An 18,102-nucleotide genomic window follows, 5' to 3' on the forward strand; every position below is an offset into this window, starting at 1 on the left:
CTTACTGAGCCGCAGCGCTGCGCCACTGCCCGTTATTGGTCTCTGCGCTCAGTTCACCGCTTACGGAGGACGTTAACGGAAAGCGCTGCGTGCTGTTGGCCAGCACATAGCCATAAAGTCCGTTTCCAAGTCGCTGACCGCCAACGGTGACATTACTGAGTCGTGCATGGCCGTTGCCGCGATTCGTCAGTTCCAGATAGCGTTGGCCGCTCGCGTTGACCTGACGCCAGCTGAGTGCCGACTTCGCGTCATCGCGGCTCAGACCGGAGCCATAAACAAAGAGCGGAACCGAATAACGCATCTGAAAATTCAGCCCGGCCTGGTTGTCGCTGACCGATCGCGGGGTAGGGATTTCATCCAGCACCACGCGGTAGGCCACCTCTTTACCTAGGGAAGGCGGTAGCTGTTTAATCAGGCGGACGAGCTGCTTCTGACCGGGTTCGATGCGCACCAGTGGCGGGCTGGCGACGACCTGCTGCTGAGTTTGATACTGCTCCTGGCTGTTGGTCTGCTGCCAGGCGAAGATGCGCACCTGCATAAGCGTCGTGCTGCTGCCACGGTTTTCCAGCCACAGCTCGCTGGCTTTCTCCTCCGGATTTATCGCCGGGTCGATGGGCCAAATCATGACAGAGTTAGCGCCCTGCGCCTGTGGCAACAACACGAGTGTGAACAGAAAAAACAGGGCGCGCAGGGATGGCATGGTAAAGCTCCTTTGTACTTTTTATCACCAGGTCAGCGTGACGCTGAGCGTGTCGGAATAAACCCCGGCGCGCGTCGGGCCGGGTAACTGCAGCACGCCATAAATCGGTAACGTGATGTTATTGGCATTGCTGTAGCTCAGCGGCACTGCCGTATTCACCGGAATCGGGGTAGTGCGTGCTGCATTGCTAAAGAGGTAATAGGGAATCGTGTTGGTATTGTTCGCCAGCTTCAGGTTGCGGGTCGCGGTATAGTTACTGCCACCGTTGATGGTCATGCTCAGGGTGGTGCCGGGTGTACAGGCGAGGTTAATCGTTGAACTTTGCACATAGCTGGCGCTGACACTGCTGTTTGCCAGCCCGGACTGGGTGCCAAAATTAAGCGTGCCAAAGATCCCCGTATTGGTCCCGGAGATCACACAACCTGCAACGATTGACGCTGAAACCTGAAATGTCGTGGAGCTGGTCGTAATGCTCCACCCATTCACACTCACCAGGAACAGTAACCCGCCAGCGGTGATCGAACCAGGTGACCAGGTTGCTGTCATCTGCCGCTACTCAAACACGGGCGCTTAGTAGTTCACGGCAACGTTAATGGTATCGGTGTAAGTGCCAGCCGGAATCACAGGGTTAAAGCCGCCGCCCACCACGCGTCCGTAAATCGCGTAATTGGTGCCAAGCGTGGGATCGGTCGTGCCGCTTGGCGCAATATTGGTGTTATTCGCAATGGCGGTGCTAAAGGAGGCGTCGCTGTAGAGGGTATAAGCGATGCCCTGGGTGTTATCCGCGCCCAGCACCAGATAGCGCGGTGCAGATGACACAGTGCCGTAGACGGTTCCCGGTGCCGCATTACTGCTGGTCACCTGGACGTTAAACGTTTGCCCGGTAGTACAACGCACGTAGATACCGTTTCCTGCCGCGCCCACCAGGGTGGCATTCAGAGTATCGAAGGTGGCGGCACTGCTACCAAAGTTCAACGAACCAAAGTTTACGCCCGTGGTGGCTGACTGGCCGTTCACCAGACAACCTGTGGTTAATGTCAGCGTAGCGTTAATTGCACCCGTGGTGGTGGCAGCAAACGTCACGGACGGCAGCGCCGTGGTGAAACTGACAGCTAACAGAAAAAGCTTGAATTTCATAATCATTCCTTACCGATTATTCAGGACTTGTGCTTTTTCACCTGATGGCGTAATACAAAAAAACCAGAGAAAAGAAAACCTAACCGTAGAGTGTCAGCATCCTGCCGTTGTTTTTCCCGACAATCCAGAAAACAGGTAAGTCGATTTATATTAATTTTTTTTACTATACATCAGCCTGGCCGTTGTAGCGAAACCCGACGATAAATTTTTTATTAATTTGTTACATTCGTGCCCCCGGACACCCTTCATGGCCGCTCATTCTCGGTAAATGAAAATAAAAACAGGGGCATATTTTGCGCACCGTGACCCTTTCGAATTCGGTGGGATGGTCTTGCGCCGGTCAGAAACGGTTTCAGAATAATCGTCTAAGATAAGCAGATGTGGACAGGGGCGTGCAGACGAGTTGGCGGTATGTTTAATTATAATTTATTGGAATAGCAGTCTTTTTTAATTTTTCCTGCGTTTCTGTGTCTGTCGTTTCATGCCGGGAGAGCGGTAATTGCCTGGATAGCGCCCTGCGGACAACGACAGATTTCCTCGTTCGGCAGACCAGGTTGATTGGTCCGGACGCTCGGAAGCATTGGGAACCTCTATTAAAAAAGCCTAATTTAGTCTTTTTTCGCGCCGATAACCGGTAAATAAGACAAAACATCTTTTTCAACGTCAACATCACAGCTGCGCGCTCGGCGCTGTTCGGATAAACACTATGCTAGTGGCCTCATATAACGCATTCATCGTCGTCATTTCGGTATTAGTGGCGATGCTGGCTTCCTTTACCGCGCTGGATATGGCGGGACGTGTAGCCACTTCAACCGGTAAGGTCGCACTCGTGTGGCTGTTTGGCGGTGGCTTTGCCATGGGCATTGGTATTTGGGCCATGCACTTTATTGGCATGCTTTCCATGGACCTGGACATGATGATGAGTTATGACGCATCCCTGACGGCGCTGTCTGCCGGTATTGCGGTGTGTGCCTCCATTTTCGCCCTGTGGCTGGTCTGTCAGGGGGACCTGCCTCTGCCGCGCTTAGCCGGCGGTGCTGTTGTCCTCGGCAGCGGCATTGTCGCTATGCATTACACCGGCATGGCCGCCCTGGTGCTTTCGGCCCGTATCATCTGGAACTGGGGCTGGGTGCTGATTTCGGTGATCATTGCGCTGGCCGCCTCCGTTGCTGCCCTGTTGCTGGCGTTTAAGCTGCGCGAAGGGCATCAGGGACGCGTCGCCACACTGCGGCTGTGTGCATCGGTGGTGATGGGCGCCGCCATTGCCGGTATGCACTACACCGGCATGATGGCGGCTTCATTCCCTGCAGGCAGCCATACCATGTCTTCGGGCGTTAACAGCAACTGGTTAGCCATTGTGGTCACCGTAGTGACCATCGCCATACTCGGTATCACCCTGCTGGTTTCCATGCTGGATGCGCGCATGCAGGCACGTACGTCTATCCTGGCCAGTTCACTGGCTGAGGCCAATCGTGAACTGGCCCAGCTGGCGCTCCACGATAATCTTACCCGACTGCCAAACCGCATCCTGCTGGAAGACCGCCTTGAACAGGCGATGAATAAAGCCAATCGTGAGAGCAGCCAGTTTGCTCTGATGTTTATGGATCTCGATGGGTTTAAAGCGGTCAACGATGCCTTTGGTCACCACATTGGCGACAGTTTGTTGGTCAGCGTCACGGAAAGAATGAGTGAACAGATGAAAGGCTACTACACGCTGGCGCGTCTGGGTGGCGATGAATTTGTCCTGCTGATTGAAATCACCGAGCCAAATGATGCGGCGGCGGTCGCCGATCAACTGGTAAAAGCGGTGGTTCGCCCGTTCTCTATTTCCCGTTACGAGTTAGTGGTCTCCTTGAGCATCGGCATTGTGGTATATCCCGGTGACGGCGAGGATGAGCGCGAGCTGATGTTCAATGCGGATGCCGCGATGTACCACACCAAAAATAACGGCCGCAACGGCTATACCTTTTTCCAGCCCTCCATGAATCTGCTGGCGCAAAGTCAGTTACAGCTGAATAACGATCTGTGGCATGCGCTCGATAACAACGAGCTGCGGCTGTTTTACCAACCCAAATACTGTGCACCGCACGGCCCGATTATGGGCTTTGAAGCCCTGCTGCGCTGGCAGCATCCGAAACACGGCTTGCTGACGCCGGACTGCTTTCTGCCGATGGCGGAAAAAACCGGCATGATAGTGAATATCGGTAACTGGGTGATTAACGAAGCTTGCCGTCAATTGCATCAGTGGCACCTGCAGGGCCATCTGGCATGGTCCGTGGCGGTCAACCTGTCGGCGCTGCAGTTTGAGCAGAGCAACCTGGTCGAAACGGTTAAAGAGGCGCTGGCGCTGCACCATATTCCCGCCACGCAGTTAACGCTGGAGGTCACGGAAACGACGGCAATGCGTAATCCCGATGAAAGCGTCCGTATTCTGACCGAACTGACGGAGCTCGGCGTCAAAGCCTCGATTGACGATTTTGGAACCGGCTATTCCAGTTTGTTGTATCTCAAACGCCTGCCAGCCAGTGAGCTGAAGATCGATCGGGCCTTCGTGAACGAGCTTCAGCACCAGTCGGAAGATGCGACCATCGTCTCGGCGATTGTGGCGCTGGCGCAGTCTTTACAGTTAAAAGTCGTGGCTGAAGGCGTCGAAACGCCCGAGCAGCAGGCCTTTCTGACCCAACTTGGCTGCAACACGCTACAGGGATATCTGTTGGGTCGCCCCCTTCCACCGGAACGTATCGAAGAGCTTAACGAGTTTGTGGGCACTGAAGCAGACAAACCCGCAGCGCTGGAGTGCTAAGGCGTTAACCGCCACGGCTTTTTTTGTTACAGGTGATCAACATGATAAAGTGACGCCTCAGCATCAGGAGCGACATGCCGTGGCGAAATATCAGCAGTTAATGGATGACATTCAGCAGCAAATCGAAGCCGGTATCTGGCCGCCGGGCACCCGTTTGCCTTCGCTGCGCCAGCAGGTCGCCCGGCAGGGGCTGAGCCTGATGACCGTGCTGCATGCTTATGAATTGCTGGAAAGTCAGGGATGGATTGTGTCGCGCCCGCAGTCCGGTTATTACGTCGCGCCACGGGCGCTGGCAGCCGCACCGCTCAGCGTGGCTATCAGCGAGCGGGTGGATATTAATGACTTTGTGTTCGACGTTTTGCAGGCCACGCGCGATCCGGCCATTGTGCCGTTTGGTTCGGCGTTCCCCGACCCGGCTTTATTTCCCCAGCGTCAGCTGATGCGTTCGCTGGCGAACGTCTCACACCAGCTGACGCCCACCGATGCATTGCATAATCTGCCCCCCGGCAACGCCACGCTGCGCCAGCTGCTGGCGCAGCGTTACGCCCGACAGGGCATCACGTTATCCCCCGATGAAATCGTGATTACCAGCGGGGCGCTGGAAGCGCTGAATCTCAGTCTGCAATCCCTTACCGAACCCGGCGACTACGTGGTGATTGAACAGCCCAGTTTCTATGGCGCACTGCAGGCGATTGAACGGCTTAAGCTCAAGGCGCTGGCTATTCCCGTCGACACGCAGAACGGCATTGATTTACAGCAGCTTGAGGACGCGCTTCAGCGCTGGCCTGTTAAAGCCTGTTGGTTAATGACGACCCTGCAAAATCCCTCAGGTGCCACGCTGACCCCCGAGCGTAAACAGCAGCTGGTGGAATTGCTTGCCCGTCATCGGGTGCCGCTGATCGAAGATGATGTCTACGCTGAGCTGTCGGGTGAGGGCGCGCCGCCCCTGCCGGCAAAAGCCTGGGACAGTCATGGCAATGTGCTGCACTGCGGTTCTTTTTCAAAATCGCTGGTGGCGGGGTTTCGTGTGGGATGGGTCGCTGCGGGCCAGCATGCTCAACGTATTCAACGCCTGCAGTTGATGAGTACGCTTTCGACCAGTGCACCGATGCAGTTGGCACTGGCGGATTTTCTGGCGACCCGCCGCTACGATAATCATCTGAAACGGCTTCGGCAAAGTCTGGCAAAGCGCCAGCAACTGGCGCGTCAGGCACTGATGAAGGTGCTGCCCGCACCGTCCACGGTGAGCGACGCCGCCGGGGGCTACTTTTTATGGGTGACGCTACCGGACAGTATTAATACCACCCAGCTTTACCAGCGCGCGCTGGCAAAAGGTATCAGTATTGCACCGGGGCAGTTGTTTGCCGCTGGCGAACAGTTCAGCCACTGTTTTCGGCTTAACACCGCCTGGCCCTGGGATTCGCGAGCCGAGGCGGCGGTCGTCACCCTGGGTGAGATCATGGCCGACATGGCGCGCGGTTAAACCTGCGCAGCCTGGCGGTGCCCCCAGGTCAGGTAATAAACGTCGTAAAAGTCCACTTCCCCTTTCTGCTTCAGCAAACGGTCAATCCCTGTTTTGACGCGCTCTGGCGCATCCGGCAAAGACATAATGCGCGATACCGCCTGTTCAGGCACCGGCTGCACGTAATACCATTCGCCGTTGTAGCAAACCCGCAGATCCAGCGCATCGATATCTTCAAAACGGTATTTGGGATTGATATCCAGCAACATCAGAAAGCTCATCACCAGTACAAAGGCGGTCGCGAACCAGAAGGCTGGCCAGCCCAACATCTCAGTGGAAAAAATCAGTGCCACGCACAGGCCGTAGCACAGGTACATCACTGCCCACAGTCCGGGATGTTTTTTCAAAAAAGAGAAGCTGAAGCGCGGCAGGTTATCCCGGCGTTCTTCACGGTTGAGCGTATTAATTTCGTCGATCAAGATCTGTTTAATGGCGTCCATCGTTCCCCTCACTTTCAACTGATAGCTATTAGAACAGATAACAGTCAAGGCGTTCAGACACAGATTAGGCCATTTTTTATATAACAGTTTCGCTTTTGCTGACCGATTGCGCCGCCACCCGCGCCAGGGCGCGCGGTGCCAACTGTGTAAAATAGTCGACAGCGGGCCCCAGCATGGCTTCATCGGGATTAAACGCCGGATGATGCAGGCCATATTCGCTGGCACTGCCAATATTCACAAAGGCCCCCGGCACCTGTTGCAGATAAAAGGCAAAATCTTCACCGCCCATTAGCGGCGTAACGGCCTGTTCAGCGCGATAACCGCTTTGGGCGGCCTGATCGAGGGCCATTTCTGCCCATTCTGGCGTGTTTATCAGGGCAGGCGGCCCCGCTATCCATTCCAGCCCGGCGCGAGCGCCAAAGCCCGATGCGATTCCCTGAATCAGCGCCGTCATACGTTCAGGGATTTGCTGACGCAGCGCAGCATGGTGAGTGCGGACCGTGCCTTCCAGTTCCACCTCCTGCGGAAGCACGTTCCAGGTATTACCCGCCGTGAAACGGGTGACGCTCAGCACGACCGTTTCCAGGGCGCTAAACACCCGCGCAGGTAACGTCTGTAATGCCGTCACGATGTGGCTGGCAATCACAATGGCATCAATACCTTCCTGGGGCCGGGCGGCATGTGCGCCCTTGCCGTGCACCCGAATAATAAAGCGGTCGACATTGGCGTAAAACGCGCCAGGCCGGGTTCGCAGCGTACCCAGTGGCAGATCCGGCGCGTTGTGCATACCAAATATGGCCTGTACGCCGTCCAGCGCACCTGCGCCAAGCAGCTGTCGGGCACCTTCAAACGTCTCTTCTGCGGGCTGGAAAAGAATACGTACCCGGCCCGGAAGCGTGGCTTCACGTTGCTTAAGCTGATGGGCAACGCCGAGCATCGCGCATCGACCCGCCAGCCCTGGCGGGTTTTTTTGTCGCCGCGAAACAGATTAATGCCTTGTCATCGGCCCGTCATTTTCTGGGGTTATTAGCCTTAATCTTCACTTTGACGGATGCGCAGCGACTGCCGGTTCAGCGTGCAACCACGGGCGTTGTCTCTTTTACAGATTAATCCTACCACGTAAAAGAGACTTACTTACTTAGGGTGAAATTGTTAACAACTAATTTGGCTTTGGTTAGCGAGTTAGGGTGGTTGTGTAAATTGTGATGCATAGCGCACATTACAAACCCTGCGACCTTTGTCACACTAAAGAAAAAAGGAGACATTGTATGACTGCCCAAACCTCCAGTCTGATGTTGCTGATGTCTTTCGCAGCAGGAACATTTTCAGCCGGGGCATCAGATAACCCTCAGCATTTGATGTTCGCCAGTCCGTCTGGCGGCGTGCCGAATAATCCGTTACCGCTCATTATCTGGCCGCGCGTGGTGCCAGAGGATGAAGAGTATATCGCCGCCTGGTTCGAGCAGACGTTTGAAAAAAATGGCTGGCCACCCGACTGGCGCGATCAGCTGTTCCCTTACATGCATTACCATCCCAACACGCATGAGCTCCTTGGCGTGGCTGAAGGCTGGGCGGAAGTGCTGTTTGGTGGCGACAGTGGCCGTATGATTACTCTGCGGGCAGGCGATGCCGTGCTGATCCCTGCCGGTGTCGGACATCGACAGGTGTCTGCCAGCGAAGACTTCCTGGCGGTGGGTGCCTATCCTGAAGGCCTGAAGCCTGAAATCCTGCGCGATGAAATTGCCCATTTGAAGCTGTCGCAGGAAAAAGTGAAAACAGTAGCGCTGCCGAAACGGGACCCGTTCACCGGTAAAGCGGGCGCGATGACCGAGATCTGGCTCCCGGTTGCGACCATGATGCACAACCAGTAACGCGAAACGGGACCGGCTGCTCAGGATTGATGACAGTGCCGCTGCCGACAAACAGGCAGCGGAAATCGGTTCCGCCTTTTCTTGTCAAGCGGTGGCGAACGGACACGATTGCCGTTATCGCTAGCAGTATTAAGATTTTTCATGTCCCGACACCGTATCGCCCCGGTGAAATATCCTGCATTATCCCTCTGTTTTTATGGCTAAAAACCTGATGCGGCACCCATGTGTCGCTGACTGCGCCAACATATTTGTCTCTCGACCACTCGTTATTCATAAAAGTGCAAACAATGCGACTTACTTTCGCTGTATCTCCGGGACAGGCACGAAAGGTTAACTATGTTTTCAGTCGATCAGGTTATTGAGAGCTTCTGGCCCAACCAGCATCCCGCCAACTGGCAGAAACGGATTCTGAAGTGGATCTTACGTGAAGATGAATTCCAGCGATTTGCCGCGCGCTATCCTCACCTGAAAGGCCTGGATATGGTCGAGCAGGTGCTGGAGCACCTCGATGTACGTTGCGAGCTTAGTGAGCGCGATCTGGAGCAGATCCCCCCGCGCGGGCCGGTGGTCATCGTGGCCAACCATCCACTGGGAACCATTGACGGCATGGCGTTACTGCATGCGATATCACAGGTGCGCCCCGACGTGAAAATAGTGGCGAACCGGTTGATTATGCTGCTGGAACCGCTCAACAGCCTGATGTTGCCCGTCGACAATATTGGGAACCGCACCAGCCGCCAGCAGTTGCAGAGCATGCAGCAGCATCTTAGCAATCAGGGCGTGCTGATTATCTTCCCGGCGGGTGAAGTGTCCCGTCTTAGCAGTGCGGGCGTGCGTGACCGTGAATGGCATCACAGCTTCCTGCGTCTTGCGGCGAAAGCGCGGGCACCGCTGGTGCCGGTGCACGTTGAGGGCCGAAACAGCTGGCTGTTCTATGCTACCGCCAAAGTCGCACCGCCTGTGTCAATGTTAATGCTGGTGCGGGAAATGTTTAAACAGCGTGGGATGCGTATCAAACTGCGTATCGGTGCGCAGATTCCGTTTGCGCACTGGCACGACGGCCACACGCCAGGCAAAGAGCTGGCAAAGCGCGTGCGTAAACATGTCTATCGTCTGGGGCAGGGAAAAAAGGGCCTTTTTCAGACTGAATCCGCCATTGCGCTGGCGGAAGATCGTGCCGACCTGAAAAAAGCGCTGCTGCAAAGCGAACTGTTGGGGAATACCCCGGATGGCAAGCAAATCTATCTGTGGCGACGTAACGGGGCCACTTCGGTGCCGATACTGCGTGAACTGGGCCGACTGCGGGAGATTGCCTTTCGTGCCGTGGGCGAGGGCAGCGGCCGCCGACGTGATTTAGACAGCTACGATGATGACTATTATCACCTGATCCTGTGGGACGATGCAGAGCTGGAAATCGTCGGTGCCTATCGGTTTATTCCCGGTGGCGAACAGTTGGAACGCCGCGGCATGGAAGGACTCTACAGTCACAGCCTGTTTCATTACGACGAACGCATGATCCCCATCCTGCGTCAGGGCATCGAGCTGGGACGCAGCTTTATCCAGCCTGCTTACTGGGGCAAACGCGGGCTGGATTATCTCTGGCTGGGCATCGGAGCCTACGTCGCCAGATACCCTGAGGTGCGCTATCTGTTCGGACCGGTCTCTATTTCTGGCACCATGCCGCTGGCGGCACGTGATTTGCTGGTGGCGTTCTACCGCATCTATTTTCCGACGGACTTCCCCCTGGCCACGTCGCGCTGTCCTTATCCGGCCTCGCTGCCTGACGTGCTGGCCCAGTTCAGCGGCAATGATTACAAAGAGGATCTCCAGCGGCTGAAGCAGTTGCTCAGCAACCTCGGCGTGGCAATCCCGACGCTCTACAAACAGTATTGCGAAGTGTACGAACCCGGCGGCGTGCAGTTTATTGATTTTGGCAGCGACCCCGACTTCAACAACTGTATTGACGGGCTGGTTCTGGCGGATCTCACCAAAATTAAGCCGTCGCGCTATGAGCGCTACGTGGCGGTCCATCTGCCGAAGTAGCCTGCTGTCACGGTGTTGTCATCAATGTGTCGTAACGTTTTGCATAGAACGTTTATGGCACAGGCGACGTAATCATGGCCGCAATTTCACTCTCCGGGCTGCATAAAGCCTTCGCGGCGCAGCCGGTCCTTAACGCGGTATCGCTGGAGATCCAGCAGGGTGAATTTATCGCCGTGCTGGGTCCCTCCGGCTGCGGCAAGACAACCTTACTCCGCTTGATCGCCGGATTCGAAACCCTGGATCGCGGTGAGATCTGGGTAGGCGACACCTTGTTTGCCACTCAGGGTTTTCATCTTCCCCCCGAAAGTCGCGATCTTGGCGTGGTATTTCAAAACTACGCGCTCTGGCCGCACATGACGGTAGCCGAAAACGTGGGCTACAGCCTGAAAGTCAACGGCGTGAACCGTACAGAGCGGGCGGATCGTATCCGGCAAGCCCTGACGCTGGTCGATCTGCTGCCCTTTGCCGATCGTCGCCCGGCCGATCTGTCCGGCGGCCAACGTCAGCGCGTGGCGCTGGCCCGCTGCCTGGTGGCAAAGCCCAGGCTGGTCCTGCTTGATGAACCTCTGGCTAACCTTGACGTGCATTTGCGTAGCGCGATGGAAGAGGAGTTTCGCCGCTTTCATCGTCACAGCGGGGCAACGCTGGTCTACATCACCCACGATCAGCGCGAAGCAATGGCGCTGGCCGATCGCGTTGTGGTGCTGAATGCGGGGCAGGTCATGCAGTTTGCTTCGCCCCAAACGCTGTGGCGCGAGCCCGCCAACGAGATGGTCGCCACCTTCATTGATGAGGGACGGGTTCTGCCGGTACAGGATATTGAGCCGGTTGGACAGGGGCAGGCATCGGTCATGCTGTTCGGCGCACGACTGCTGCTGCGCTGCTCAGCGCAGCAGGCAACGTTACCCCACGGCAAAGCCAGCTTTCATCGTGCCAGTTTCCGCCTGATGCCTGTTAATCGCGGTCAGTTTAACGCGCAGGTTGAACGCATTATCTACCGTGGCGGTCATTACGACATTCACCTGTGCCCGCTGGCGCAGCCGGATGTCTCTTTCACCCTGGCCCTTGATGATGTTTCTGCGCTTGCGGTGAACGACACCGTAAGTATTGCTGTTAATGACGGCTGGATTCTTCCCGCATAAAGGACTTTAGACAATATGAAAAAGGTCATTCTTACCTCGCTACTGTTCACGGCTGCGCTGACAGGTTCAACGCTGGCGCAGGCGGCTGACAAGCCCAGCGGTAAGCTGGTGGTGTACACCTCGCAGGCACCGGAAATTGCGCAGCAAACCATGGATGCGTTCAAAGCCGCTTATCCCGCGATTCAGGTGGAATGGACGCGCAACGGCACCACGCAGTTAATGAATGTCCTGCACACGGAAATGATGAGCGGCAAGGTCAAGCCTGACGTGCTGCTGGTGGCGGATGCCATCAACCTCGGCGCGCTGAAGAAAGAGAAGCAGCTGTATGCGTACCAGGATGCGCCTGTCGATCACCTGAAGCCTGCGTTTTATGACCGTGATAAAACCTTTTTTGGTACCAAAATCATCGCCACCGTGATTGCCTATAACACGCAACGTGCCAAACCGGTCAACAGCTGGAAAGCGTTGCTCAATGCTGATAACAAAGGGCAAATAGCCGTACCCAGCCCGCTTTACTCCGGGGCGGCCCTGTATAAACTGCACACCGATATTACGACGCCGGACATCGGCTGGAACTTCTATAAGCAGTTGGCGGCGCTGGGTATTGCGCCGCAGGGCGGCAACGGACCGGCTTTAAAAGCCGTGGCCAGCGGGATGGATAAATATGGCGTGATTACCGATGCCGACATCATCCGGGCCAAAAAACAGGGTTCGCCCATCGACCTGGTTTATCCCGAAGAAGGGGTTTCTTACGTCACCGAACCGGTTGCCATTATGAAATCGGTACATAACCTGCCTGCCGCCAAAGCCTTTGTGGACTTTTTACTCTCCGAACAGGGGCAGAAACTGGTGGTGCAGCAGGGTAACCGGCCGGTCGATGACCGCGTTGCCGCGCCTGAAGGATTTGTCCCTGTCGACCAGATCAAACTCCTGACGCCGGACGTTGAGAAGGCGGTTGCGGACGATGCGCAGGTGCGGGAGCAGTTTACCGCGCTGTTTGGTGGCTGAACATGAGCGTGCTGAGTAACGACTGTCGGCCCCGCCGTTTGCAGCCCGCGCGCTGGCGTTTCCGCGCCGAGCCGTGGGTACTGGGGCTGCTGGTGCTGACGATCGGACTGCTGTCCGTCGCGCCCTTTGGGCGGCTGATCTGGACAGCGTTGGCGCCGCAGGGCGTGCCGGATCTGGCCCGGCTGACGCAGTTGCTGGTCAGCCGTCGGGTGCTCAGCGCCACGCTAAATACGTTAAGCGTCGGGCTGAGTGCCACCCTGCTGTCGCTGCTGCTCGGCACATTCGCCGCCTGGCTGGTCGCGCTGAGCGATATGCGCGCCAAAGCGGCCTGGGTCTTTGCGTTTATCTTACCGTTAATGATTCCGCCGCAGGTGACGGCGCTCGCCTGGCTCCAGGCACTGGCACCGGGTAGCCTGCTGGCATCGCTGTTTCAGCGGCTGGGTTTACCCTGGTTCGCGCCGGGTGAGCAGCCGCTCTGTTCATGGGGCGGAATTGTGTTGCTGCTGGGTTTGCACAATGCGCCGCTGGTGTTTCTGACGGTGCGAGCCGGTCTGCGACGTTTACCCGCCGAACTGGTGGAGGCGGCGCAGATCAGCGGTGCATCGCACGGGCAAATTCTGCGCACCATCATTTTGCCGCTGGCGCGCCCCGCTATTTTTGCCGGGGCGGCGCTGGCATTTGTGGCGGCCGTCGGTAATTTTGGTATTCAGGCGATGCTGGGCATTCCGGCGCGTTTACCGACCTTAATTACCCTGGTCTATCAACAGCTCAACGCCATCGGCCCCAGCGCGTTGCCGGATACCGCCGTCTATTCCTTGCTGATTGCGCTGATCACGCTGACCGGCATGATGCTAAGCGCGTGGCTGGGCGGTCGGCAGGATGTCCGGGTCAGTGGCTCGCCGCGCCCGTTCCATCAACCGCTAAAAGGCGCTCGCCTGCCCACGGAAGTCATGGCCTGGCTGTGGATGGCCGCCACGCTTATCATGCCCGTCAGCGCGCTGCTGACCACGGCGCTGACGCGGGGTTTTGGTCAGGCCTTAACGTGGCAAACCCTGACGCTGGAGAACATTTACCAGGCGCTGTGGGGCTATCCTGCAATCCGTCATGCTTTCGCGACCAGCCTGTGGCTGACCTCCCTGGCGACGCTGATCCTGACCACCATGGCGCTGTTTCTGGCTTTTTTCCTGAGCTGGCAGCGCACCCGGCTGGTTCGCGGCCTGTGGTTTGCCAGTGAACTGACGTACGCGCTGCCCGGCATTGTGACAGGCGTGGCAGCCATACTGTTCTTTCTGCCGCCGCTTCCGCTGCTGGAGGTGTCGATTTACGGCACGGTCTGGATCATTCTTGCTGCCTATCTGTCCAACTTTCTGGCTTTAGTCTTGCGGCCCACGCTGGCAGGCTTCGCACAAATTGAGCCGTCGCTGGACGAAGCCGCCCGTCTGTGCGGGGCTGGTTTTATGCGTCGCATGCGCGATATTTTACTGCCGCTGGCGGCACCGTCGGCGCTGGCGGGAAGCCTGTTGGTGTTTCTGACCGCGCTAAATGAAATTCAGGTATCGGTGCTGCTGGTGACGTCTGACACACAAACCCTGGGGCCTACCATCATCTTTCTCGATGAAGGCGGTTCCGCCCCGCTGGCTGCCGCCGTGGGATGCCTGATGATTCTGGTTGTTCTGACCTTAATGCTGCTGGCAACGCGTCTGACGCGCCGCCTGCCGCAGGGAGTATTGCCATGGCAAGCCTGACGGTGGTGAGCGGCGTGGGCGGTAAATTGCCCGCCGCTTTCCTGCTTGAGATTCAGGGATATCGCCTGTTGTGGGACCTGGGCGCGGGGCCTGAACCGGGCGTAAAGCCGGATCTGACTAAGACAGGCCAGGTTGATGCGATTTGCCTTACCCACTCCCACGGCGACCATGCCGGTGCGCTCGACAGCTGGCAACAACTGGGATCGCCGCCGGTTTATGCCACGGAGTTGACCTGGCAGCAGTTGGCTGCTTGCCCGGTGCCCGCCCGCTGGCGGCATTCTCTGCCGTTGCACGGGCAGTGCGCGATGGGGCCGCTTAACCTGTTTACCGGCCGGAGCGGCCACTCGCCCGGCTCCGTCTGGTTGCACCTGGCGGTCGCGGGCGGGATTACCTATATGGGAGACTGGAGCTGTGAGTCGCTGCTGCTGCCTTTTGACCGGCCGCCACGGGCGCGCTGGCTGATTACCGATGCATCCTACGGCGACCGCAATCAGCGTCTGAATCAGCAGGTTGATGCCCTGGTGCAGGCAGCCCGAAAAGGCGCGGTGGTCACGGCGCCGTTGCATGGCAGAGGCCCGGAGATGGCATTACGGCTGCGTAGCCAGGGTTTATCTGTCGTGCTTTGCCCGCAGGTACGTGAGGAAGTGTCACAGCTGCTGGCGCAAAATACATTACCTGCCGCTACCGCGCTGGCGTTACTGCCGCTACTGCGCGAGCCGACGCCAACGCAATGGCGGCCTGACAGCATTATTGTCGCAGCCGATGCGGTGGCAGACAGTGGCCTGGCTGCCACGCTAAGCCAGCGACCCGAATTCAATCTGATTTTTAGTAGCCATGTGGCGCGCGGCACGCGGGCCTTTGAGATGCTGCAAAACGGGTTGGCGCAGTGGCTACCCTGGAATGTCCACCCACCGCTGGACGATCAACTGGCGCTGATCCAACACAGCGGGGCGGAACAGGTGATCCCCGCTTTTGTCGATCCGGCGTTGTGTCAGCAGTTAATCGCCCGAACGCCCGCGACGCTGAACTGGCAGCGTCATTTCATGCTGTCATCCCGCTGGGAAAGCTTTGCCTGAGCGCGCGATGCCTCCTCAGCTGTAAAGCCCGTGTTGCTGCACCGAGGCATGGCCCGGATTATCCCGGATGCGGCGGACAGAGTCGCGTACCACCAGCTTGCCGTTCAGCAGCAGATTGCCGGGTGGCAGGTCCGGGTCTAAACGCAGGGCCTGAAGGACTTTAACGGCGGCTTCTCCCAGTTCATCCCGCGGCACCTGCACCGAGGTTAACGGAATCTCCTGTACGGTCGCCAGATTAAAACCATCCATGCTCATGACGGACACATCCTGCGGCACCCGCAGGCCGGCCTGTTGTAACGCCTGCACGGTTCCCGCCGCAATATAATCCCCACTTGCCAGAATCGCCGTGGGCCGCTGTGCCTGAGGACAATGACGCAGATATTCACCCAGACAAGCGCTGGCTTCGCTGCTGCTAAAGCTGTTGAGCGTAATCAGGTGCTGACGGCTGTCGAAGCGCAGATTCATGGCATGCCAGGCATCGCGCACTCCCTGCAGCCGCTGTTCCATGGTGTAACGCCGCAGGCAGTGCAGCGACAGAATTTGCCGGTGACCCTGTTCAAACAAATAGCGCGCCGAAAACTCCCCAATGAGCTGATGATCGGGCGATACCGAGGGCAGCCGCATTCGGCGATCGCGGGCATTGATCAGCACGCAGGGCTTATTCATTTCGGCTGCCAACTGATGGATGTGCTCGTCGTCGATACCGATTAACAGCGCCGCCTCCGTCTGCTGCATCTTGTCGATAAACAGGGCGGCATCGCTTTCCACCTCTTCCAGCGGGCAGTAGCGCAGCCGGACATCGTGCGGTTTGACGGCCTCGCTGATGCCCTGGATCACCTTGTAATAAAATATATCCGTGCGGATATCAAACGCGCGCGGTGGTGCAAACACCATCAGATCGTTGAGCAGCAGCCGCCCATGATGAAGGTTGTCCAGTACGCCTTGCTGTTGGGCAATGCGCAGGACTTTATCGCGCGTGGCGGTGCGGATATTGGCTTTCCCGGCCAGGACGCGAGAAACCGTGCTGACTGACACGCCGCTCAGGGCGGCAATCTCGCTCACTTTTAAGCTTTGTTTCATTCTGTGATCGCCCTCAAATCTGCAAATGAAAAAATTTTCATAACGTGCTGAATCGTGTCCCTACTGGTCTGAGAGGGGTTTTTTGTTATTTCCAGATAGTGTCATGAAAAGAGTTGCAAAAAATGGGCTGTACCCACGTTTTGCGCTTTTTTAAGGTCGGATCAGACAAAAAGGTTTGCTTCGCGGCAACGCGGTTATTACTGGCTACAGGAGTTTCATCATGAGTCTCGACTCGACCACCCGCACCAGCGCATCGCGCACGGTGCGGGTTATTAAAAATCTGCGCTGGTGGATGCTGGGTATGTTCCTGCTGGGCGTGACGGTGAACTACATCACCCGCAACTCCCTGGGCATTTTGGCCCCCGAACTGAAAAACACCCTGCATATGACTACGGAGCAATATTCCTGGGTGGTTGCCGCCTTTCAGCTGGCCTATACGCTGTTTCAGCCTCTTTGCGGTTGGTTGATCGATATTATCGGCCTGAAGATGGGCTTTTTAATCTGCGCCGTTATCTGGTCCATTACCTGTCTGCTGCACGCCGGAGCCGGAAGCTGGCTGCATCTGGCGCTGCTGCGCTTTGTGATGGGGGCATCCGAGGCCGCGGCCACGCCTGCGAATGCCAAAGCCATTGGGGAATGGTTTCCGAAAAAGGAACGACCGGTAGCAGCAGGCTGGGCTGGCGTAGGTTTCTCCATTGGCGCGATGCTGGCACCGCCCATTATTTATGTCGCGCATATCTCGTTTGGCTGGCAGGGCGCATTTCTGCTGACCGGCGGGCTGGGCCTGATCTGGGTCGCGCTCTGGTGGTGGGGTTATCACTCGCCTGAAAGCCATCCGCGTCTGTCGGAGGAAGAACGGGCGTTTATCACCCAGGACAAAGAAGTCATCGGCGAAAAGCTGCCGTTTTTCACCGCCATGAAAGAGATTGGTAAAGAGAAGAAATTTTACGGTATTGCCATTCCGGCCTTTCTGGCTGAACCCGCCTGGGCGGTACTGAGCTTCTGGGTGCCGCTCTACCTGGCCAATGAACGCGGCATGGATCTGAAACAGATCGTGATGTTTGCCTGGCTGCCCTTCCTGGCTGCGGATCTGGGCAGCATCGCCAGCGGTTATCTGACCAAACTCTATGTGCGCTGGTTTGGCTGCTCCCGCGTCAACTCTATCGTTGCCAGTTCCGTGACCGGGGCTGCCCTGATGATCTCTCTGGCACTAATGACGCTGGTTAAAGATCCCTATCTGGCCATCGCCCTGATCTCCATCGGCGGGTTCGGTCACCAGGTGATCTCCTGCATGTTGAGTGCGCTGGTGGTCGAGCGTTTTGATCGCCGCCAGATGGCAACGGTTAACGGGATGCGCGGCTCCTGTGCCTGGATCGCCAGCTTTATTTTCTCGCTGATTATCGGCGTCACGGCCGACACCATTGGCTTTAATCCCCTGTTTATTGCCATGGGCTTTTTTGACCTGATTGGCGCGGTTTTCCTGGTGATGTTTATCGCCGAACGCCGCCAAAGTACTGCTAAAAATTGAGGGTAAC

14 protein-coding genes and 1 pseudogene are annotated in these 18,102 nt (G+C 57.1%); 9 read left to right on the top strand and 6 right to left on the bottom strand.

Annotated features, from left to right (window positions below; translation table 11 throughout):
• Position 1: 1 nt before the first annotated feature.
• Genes FBY13_RS20240 through FBY13_RS20250 form a run of 3 tightly spaced genes read right to left on the bottom strand, consistent with a single transcriptional unit; the run spans position 2 to position 1,837 of the window.
• Entirely contained in the window at positions 2 to 700 is a 699-nt protein-coding gene (locus FBY13_RS20240) for a molecular chaperone (RefSeq protein WP_145394990.1), read from the bottom strand.
• A 24-nt stretch (positions 701 to 724) separates the two neighbouring features.
• Entirely contained in the window at positions 725 to 1,246 is a 522-nt protein-coding gene (locus FBY13_RS20245; protein ID WP_109716928.1) for a spore coat U domain-containing protein, read from the bottom strand.
• A 24-nt stretch (positions 1,247 to 1,270) separates the two neighbouring features.
• Positions 1,271 to 1,837: a spore coat protein U domain-containing protein gene (locus FBY13_RS20250; RefSeq protein ID WP_063880923.1), complete on the bottom strand. Its 567-nt coding sequence runs from the start codon at positions 1,835 to 1,837 to the stop codon at positions 1,271 to 1,273.
• Positions 1,838 to 2,543: 706 nt separating this feature from the next.
• On the opposite strand from FBY13_RS20250, the gene FBY13_RS20255 reads away from it, so the two are divergent.
• A complete protein-coding gene (locus FBY13_RS20255) occupies positions 2,544 to 4,640 on the top strand; it encodes a bifunctional diguanylate cyclase/phosphodiesterase (RefSeq protein ID WP_145394991.1) in 2,097 nt (698 codons plus the stop codon).
• 79 nt (positions 4,641 to 4,719) lie between these two features.
• Entirely contained in the window at positions 4,720 to 6,123 is a 1,404-nt protein-coding gene (locus FBY13_RS20260) for a PLP-dependent aminotransferase family protein (RefSeq protein ID WP_063881257.1), read from the top strand.
• Here the strand turns inward: FBY13_RS20260 and FBY13_RS20265 are convergent.
• Together FBY13_RS20265 and FBY13_RS20270 are read right to left on the bottom strand one after the other, a co-directional pair.
• Positions 6,120 to 6,602 carry a YlaC family protein gene (locus FBY13_RS20265; RefSeq protein WP_014594608.1) on the bottom strand — a complete coding sequence of 161 codons (483 nt, stop codon included), beginning with the start codon at positions 6,600 to 6,602 and terminating at the stop codon, positions 6,120 to 6,122. The genes FBY13_RS20260 and FBY13_RS20265 overlap by 4 nt on opposite strands.
• Positions 6,603 to 6,678: 76 nt before the next feature.
• Positions 6,679 to 7,542: pseudogene (locus tag FBY13_RS20270) on the bottom strand (amidohydrolase); the annotation flags it as partial.
• A 328-nt stretch (positions 7,543 to 7,870) separates the two neighbouring features.
• Here FBY13_RS20270 and FBY13_RS20275 point away from each other — a divergent pair.
• The 6 genes from FBY13_RS20275 (at position 7,871) to FBY13_RS20300 (ending at position 15,487) form a co-directional block, all read left to right on the top strand.
• Positions 7,871 to 8,473: a cupin domain-containing protein gene (locus FBY13_RS20275; RefSeq protein ID WP_063880910.1), complete on the top strand. Its 603-nt coding sequence runs from the start codon at positions 7,871 to 7,873 to the stop codon at positions 8,471 to 8,473.
• A 336-nt stretch (positions 8,474 to 8,809) separates the two neighbouring features.
• Positions 8,810 to 10,516: a lysophospholipid acyltransferase family protein gene (locus FBY13_RS20280; RefSeq protein WP_145394992.1), complete on the top strand. Its 1,707-nt coding sequence runs from the start codon at positions 8,810 to 8,812 to the stop codon at positions 10,514 to 10,516.
• A 74-nt stretch (positions 10,517 to 10,590) separates the two neighbouring features.
• Positions 10,591 to 11,658: an ABC transporter ATP-binding protein gene (locus FBY13_RS20285; protein WP_145394993.1), complete on the top strand. Its 1,068-nt coding sequence runs from the start codon at positions 10,591 to 10,593 to the stop codon at positions 11,656 to 11,658.
• Positions 11,659 to 11,673: 15 nt separating this feature from the next.
• On the top strand, positions 11,674 to 12,666 hold the full coding sequence (locus FBY13_RS20290) for an ABC transporter substrate-binding protein (RefSeq protein WP_145394994.1): 993 nt from the start codon (positions 11,674 to 11,676) through the stop codon (positions 12,664 to 12,666).
• A 2-nt stretch (positions 12,667 to 12,668) separates the two neighbouring features.
• Complete coding sequence (locus tag FBY13_RS20295; RefSeq protein ID WP_145394995.1) at positions 12,669 to 14,411, top strand: iron ABC transporter permease; 1,743 nt, start codon at positions 12,669 to 12,671, stop codon at positions 14,409 to 14,411.
• A complete protein-coding gene (locus FBY13_RS20300) occupies positions 14,399 to 15,487 on the top strand; it encodes an MBL fold metallo-hydrolase (protein ID WP_145394996.1) in 1,089 nt (362 codons plus the stop codon). Before FBY13_RS20295 ends, FBY13_RS20300 begins: the two co-directional genes overlap by 13 nt.
• A 15-nt stretch (positions 15,488 to 15,502) precedes the next feature.
• On the opposite strand, the gene FBY13_RS20305 is transcribed toward FBY13_RS20300, so the two are convergent.
• The gene (locus FBY13_RS20305) at positions 15,503 to 16,567 is read right to left on the bottom strand and encodes a LacI family DNA-binding transcriptional regulator (RefSeq protein WP_063880904.1); all 1,065 of its coding nucleotides are present in this window, start codon (positions 16,565 to 16,567) and stop codon (positions 15,503 to 15,505) included.
• 220 nt (positions 16,568 to 16,787) lie between these two features.
• Here FBY13_RS20305 and FBY13_RS20310 point away from each other — a divergent pair, with 220 nt between their 5' ends.
• Positions 16,788 to 18,095, top strand: a complete 1,308-nt coding sequence (locus FBY13_RS20310; RefSeq protein WP_145394997.1) for an MFS transporter — start codon at positions 16,788 to 16,790, stop codon at positions 18,093 to 18,095.
• Positions 18,096 to 18,102: the final 7 nt, after the last annotated feature.

Origin of the sequence: Pantoea sp. SJZ147, from assembly GCF_007828605.1 — a bacterium.
Lineage (GTDB): Bacteria > Pseudomonadota > Gammaproteobacteria > Enterobacterales > Enterobacteriaceae > Pantoea > Pantoea allii.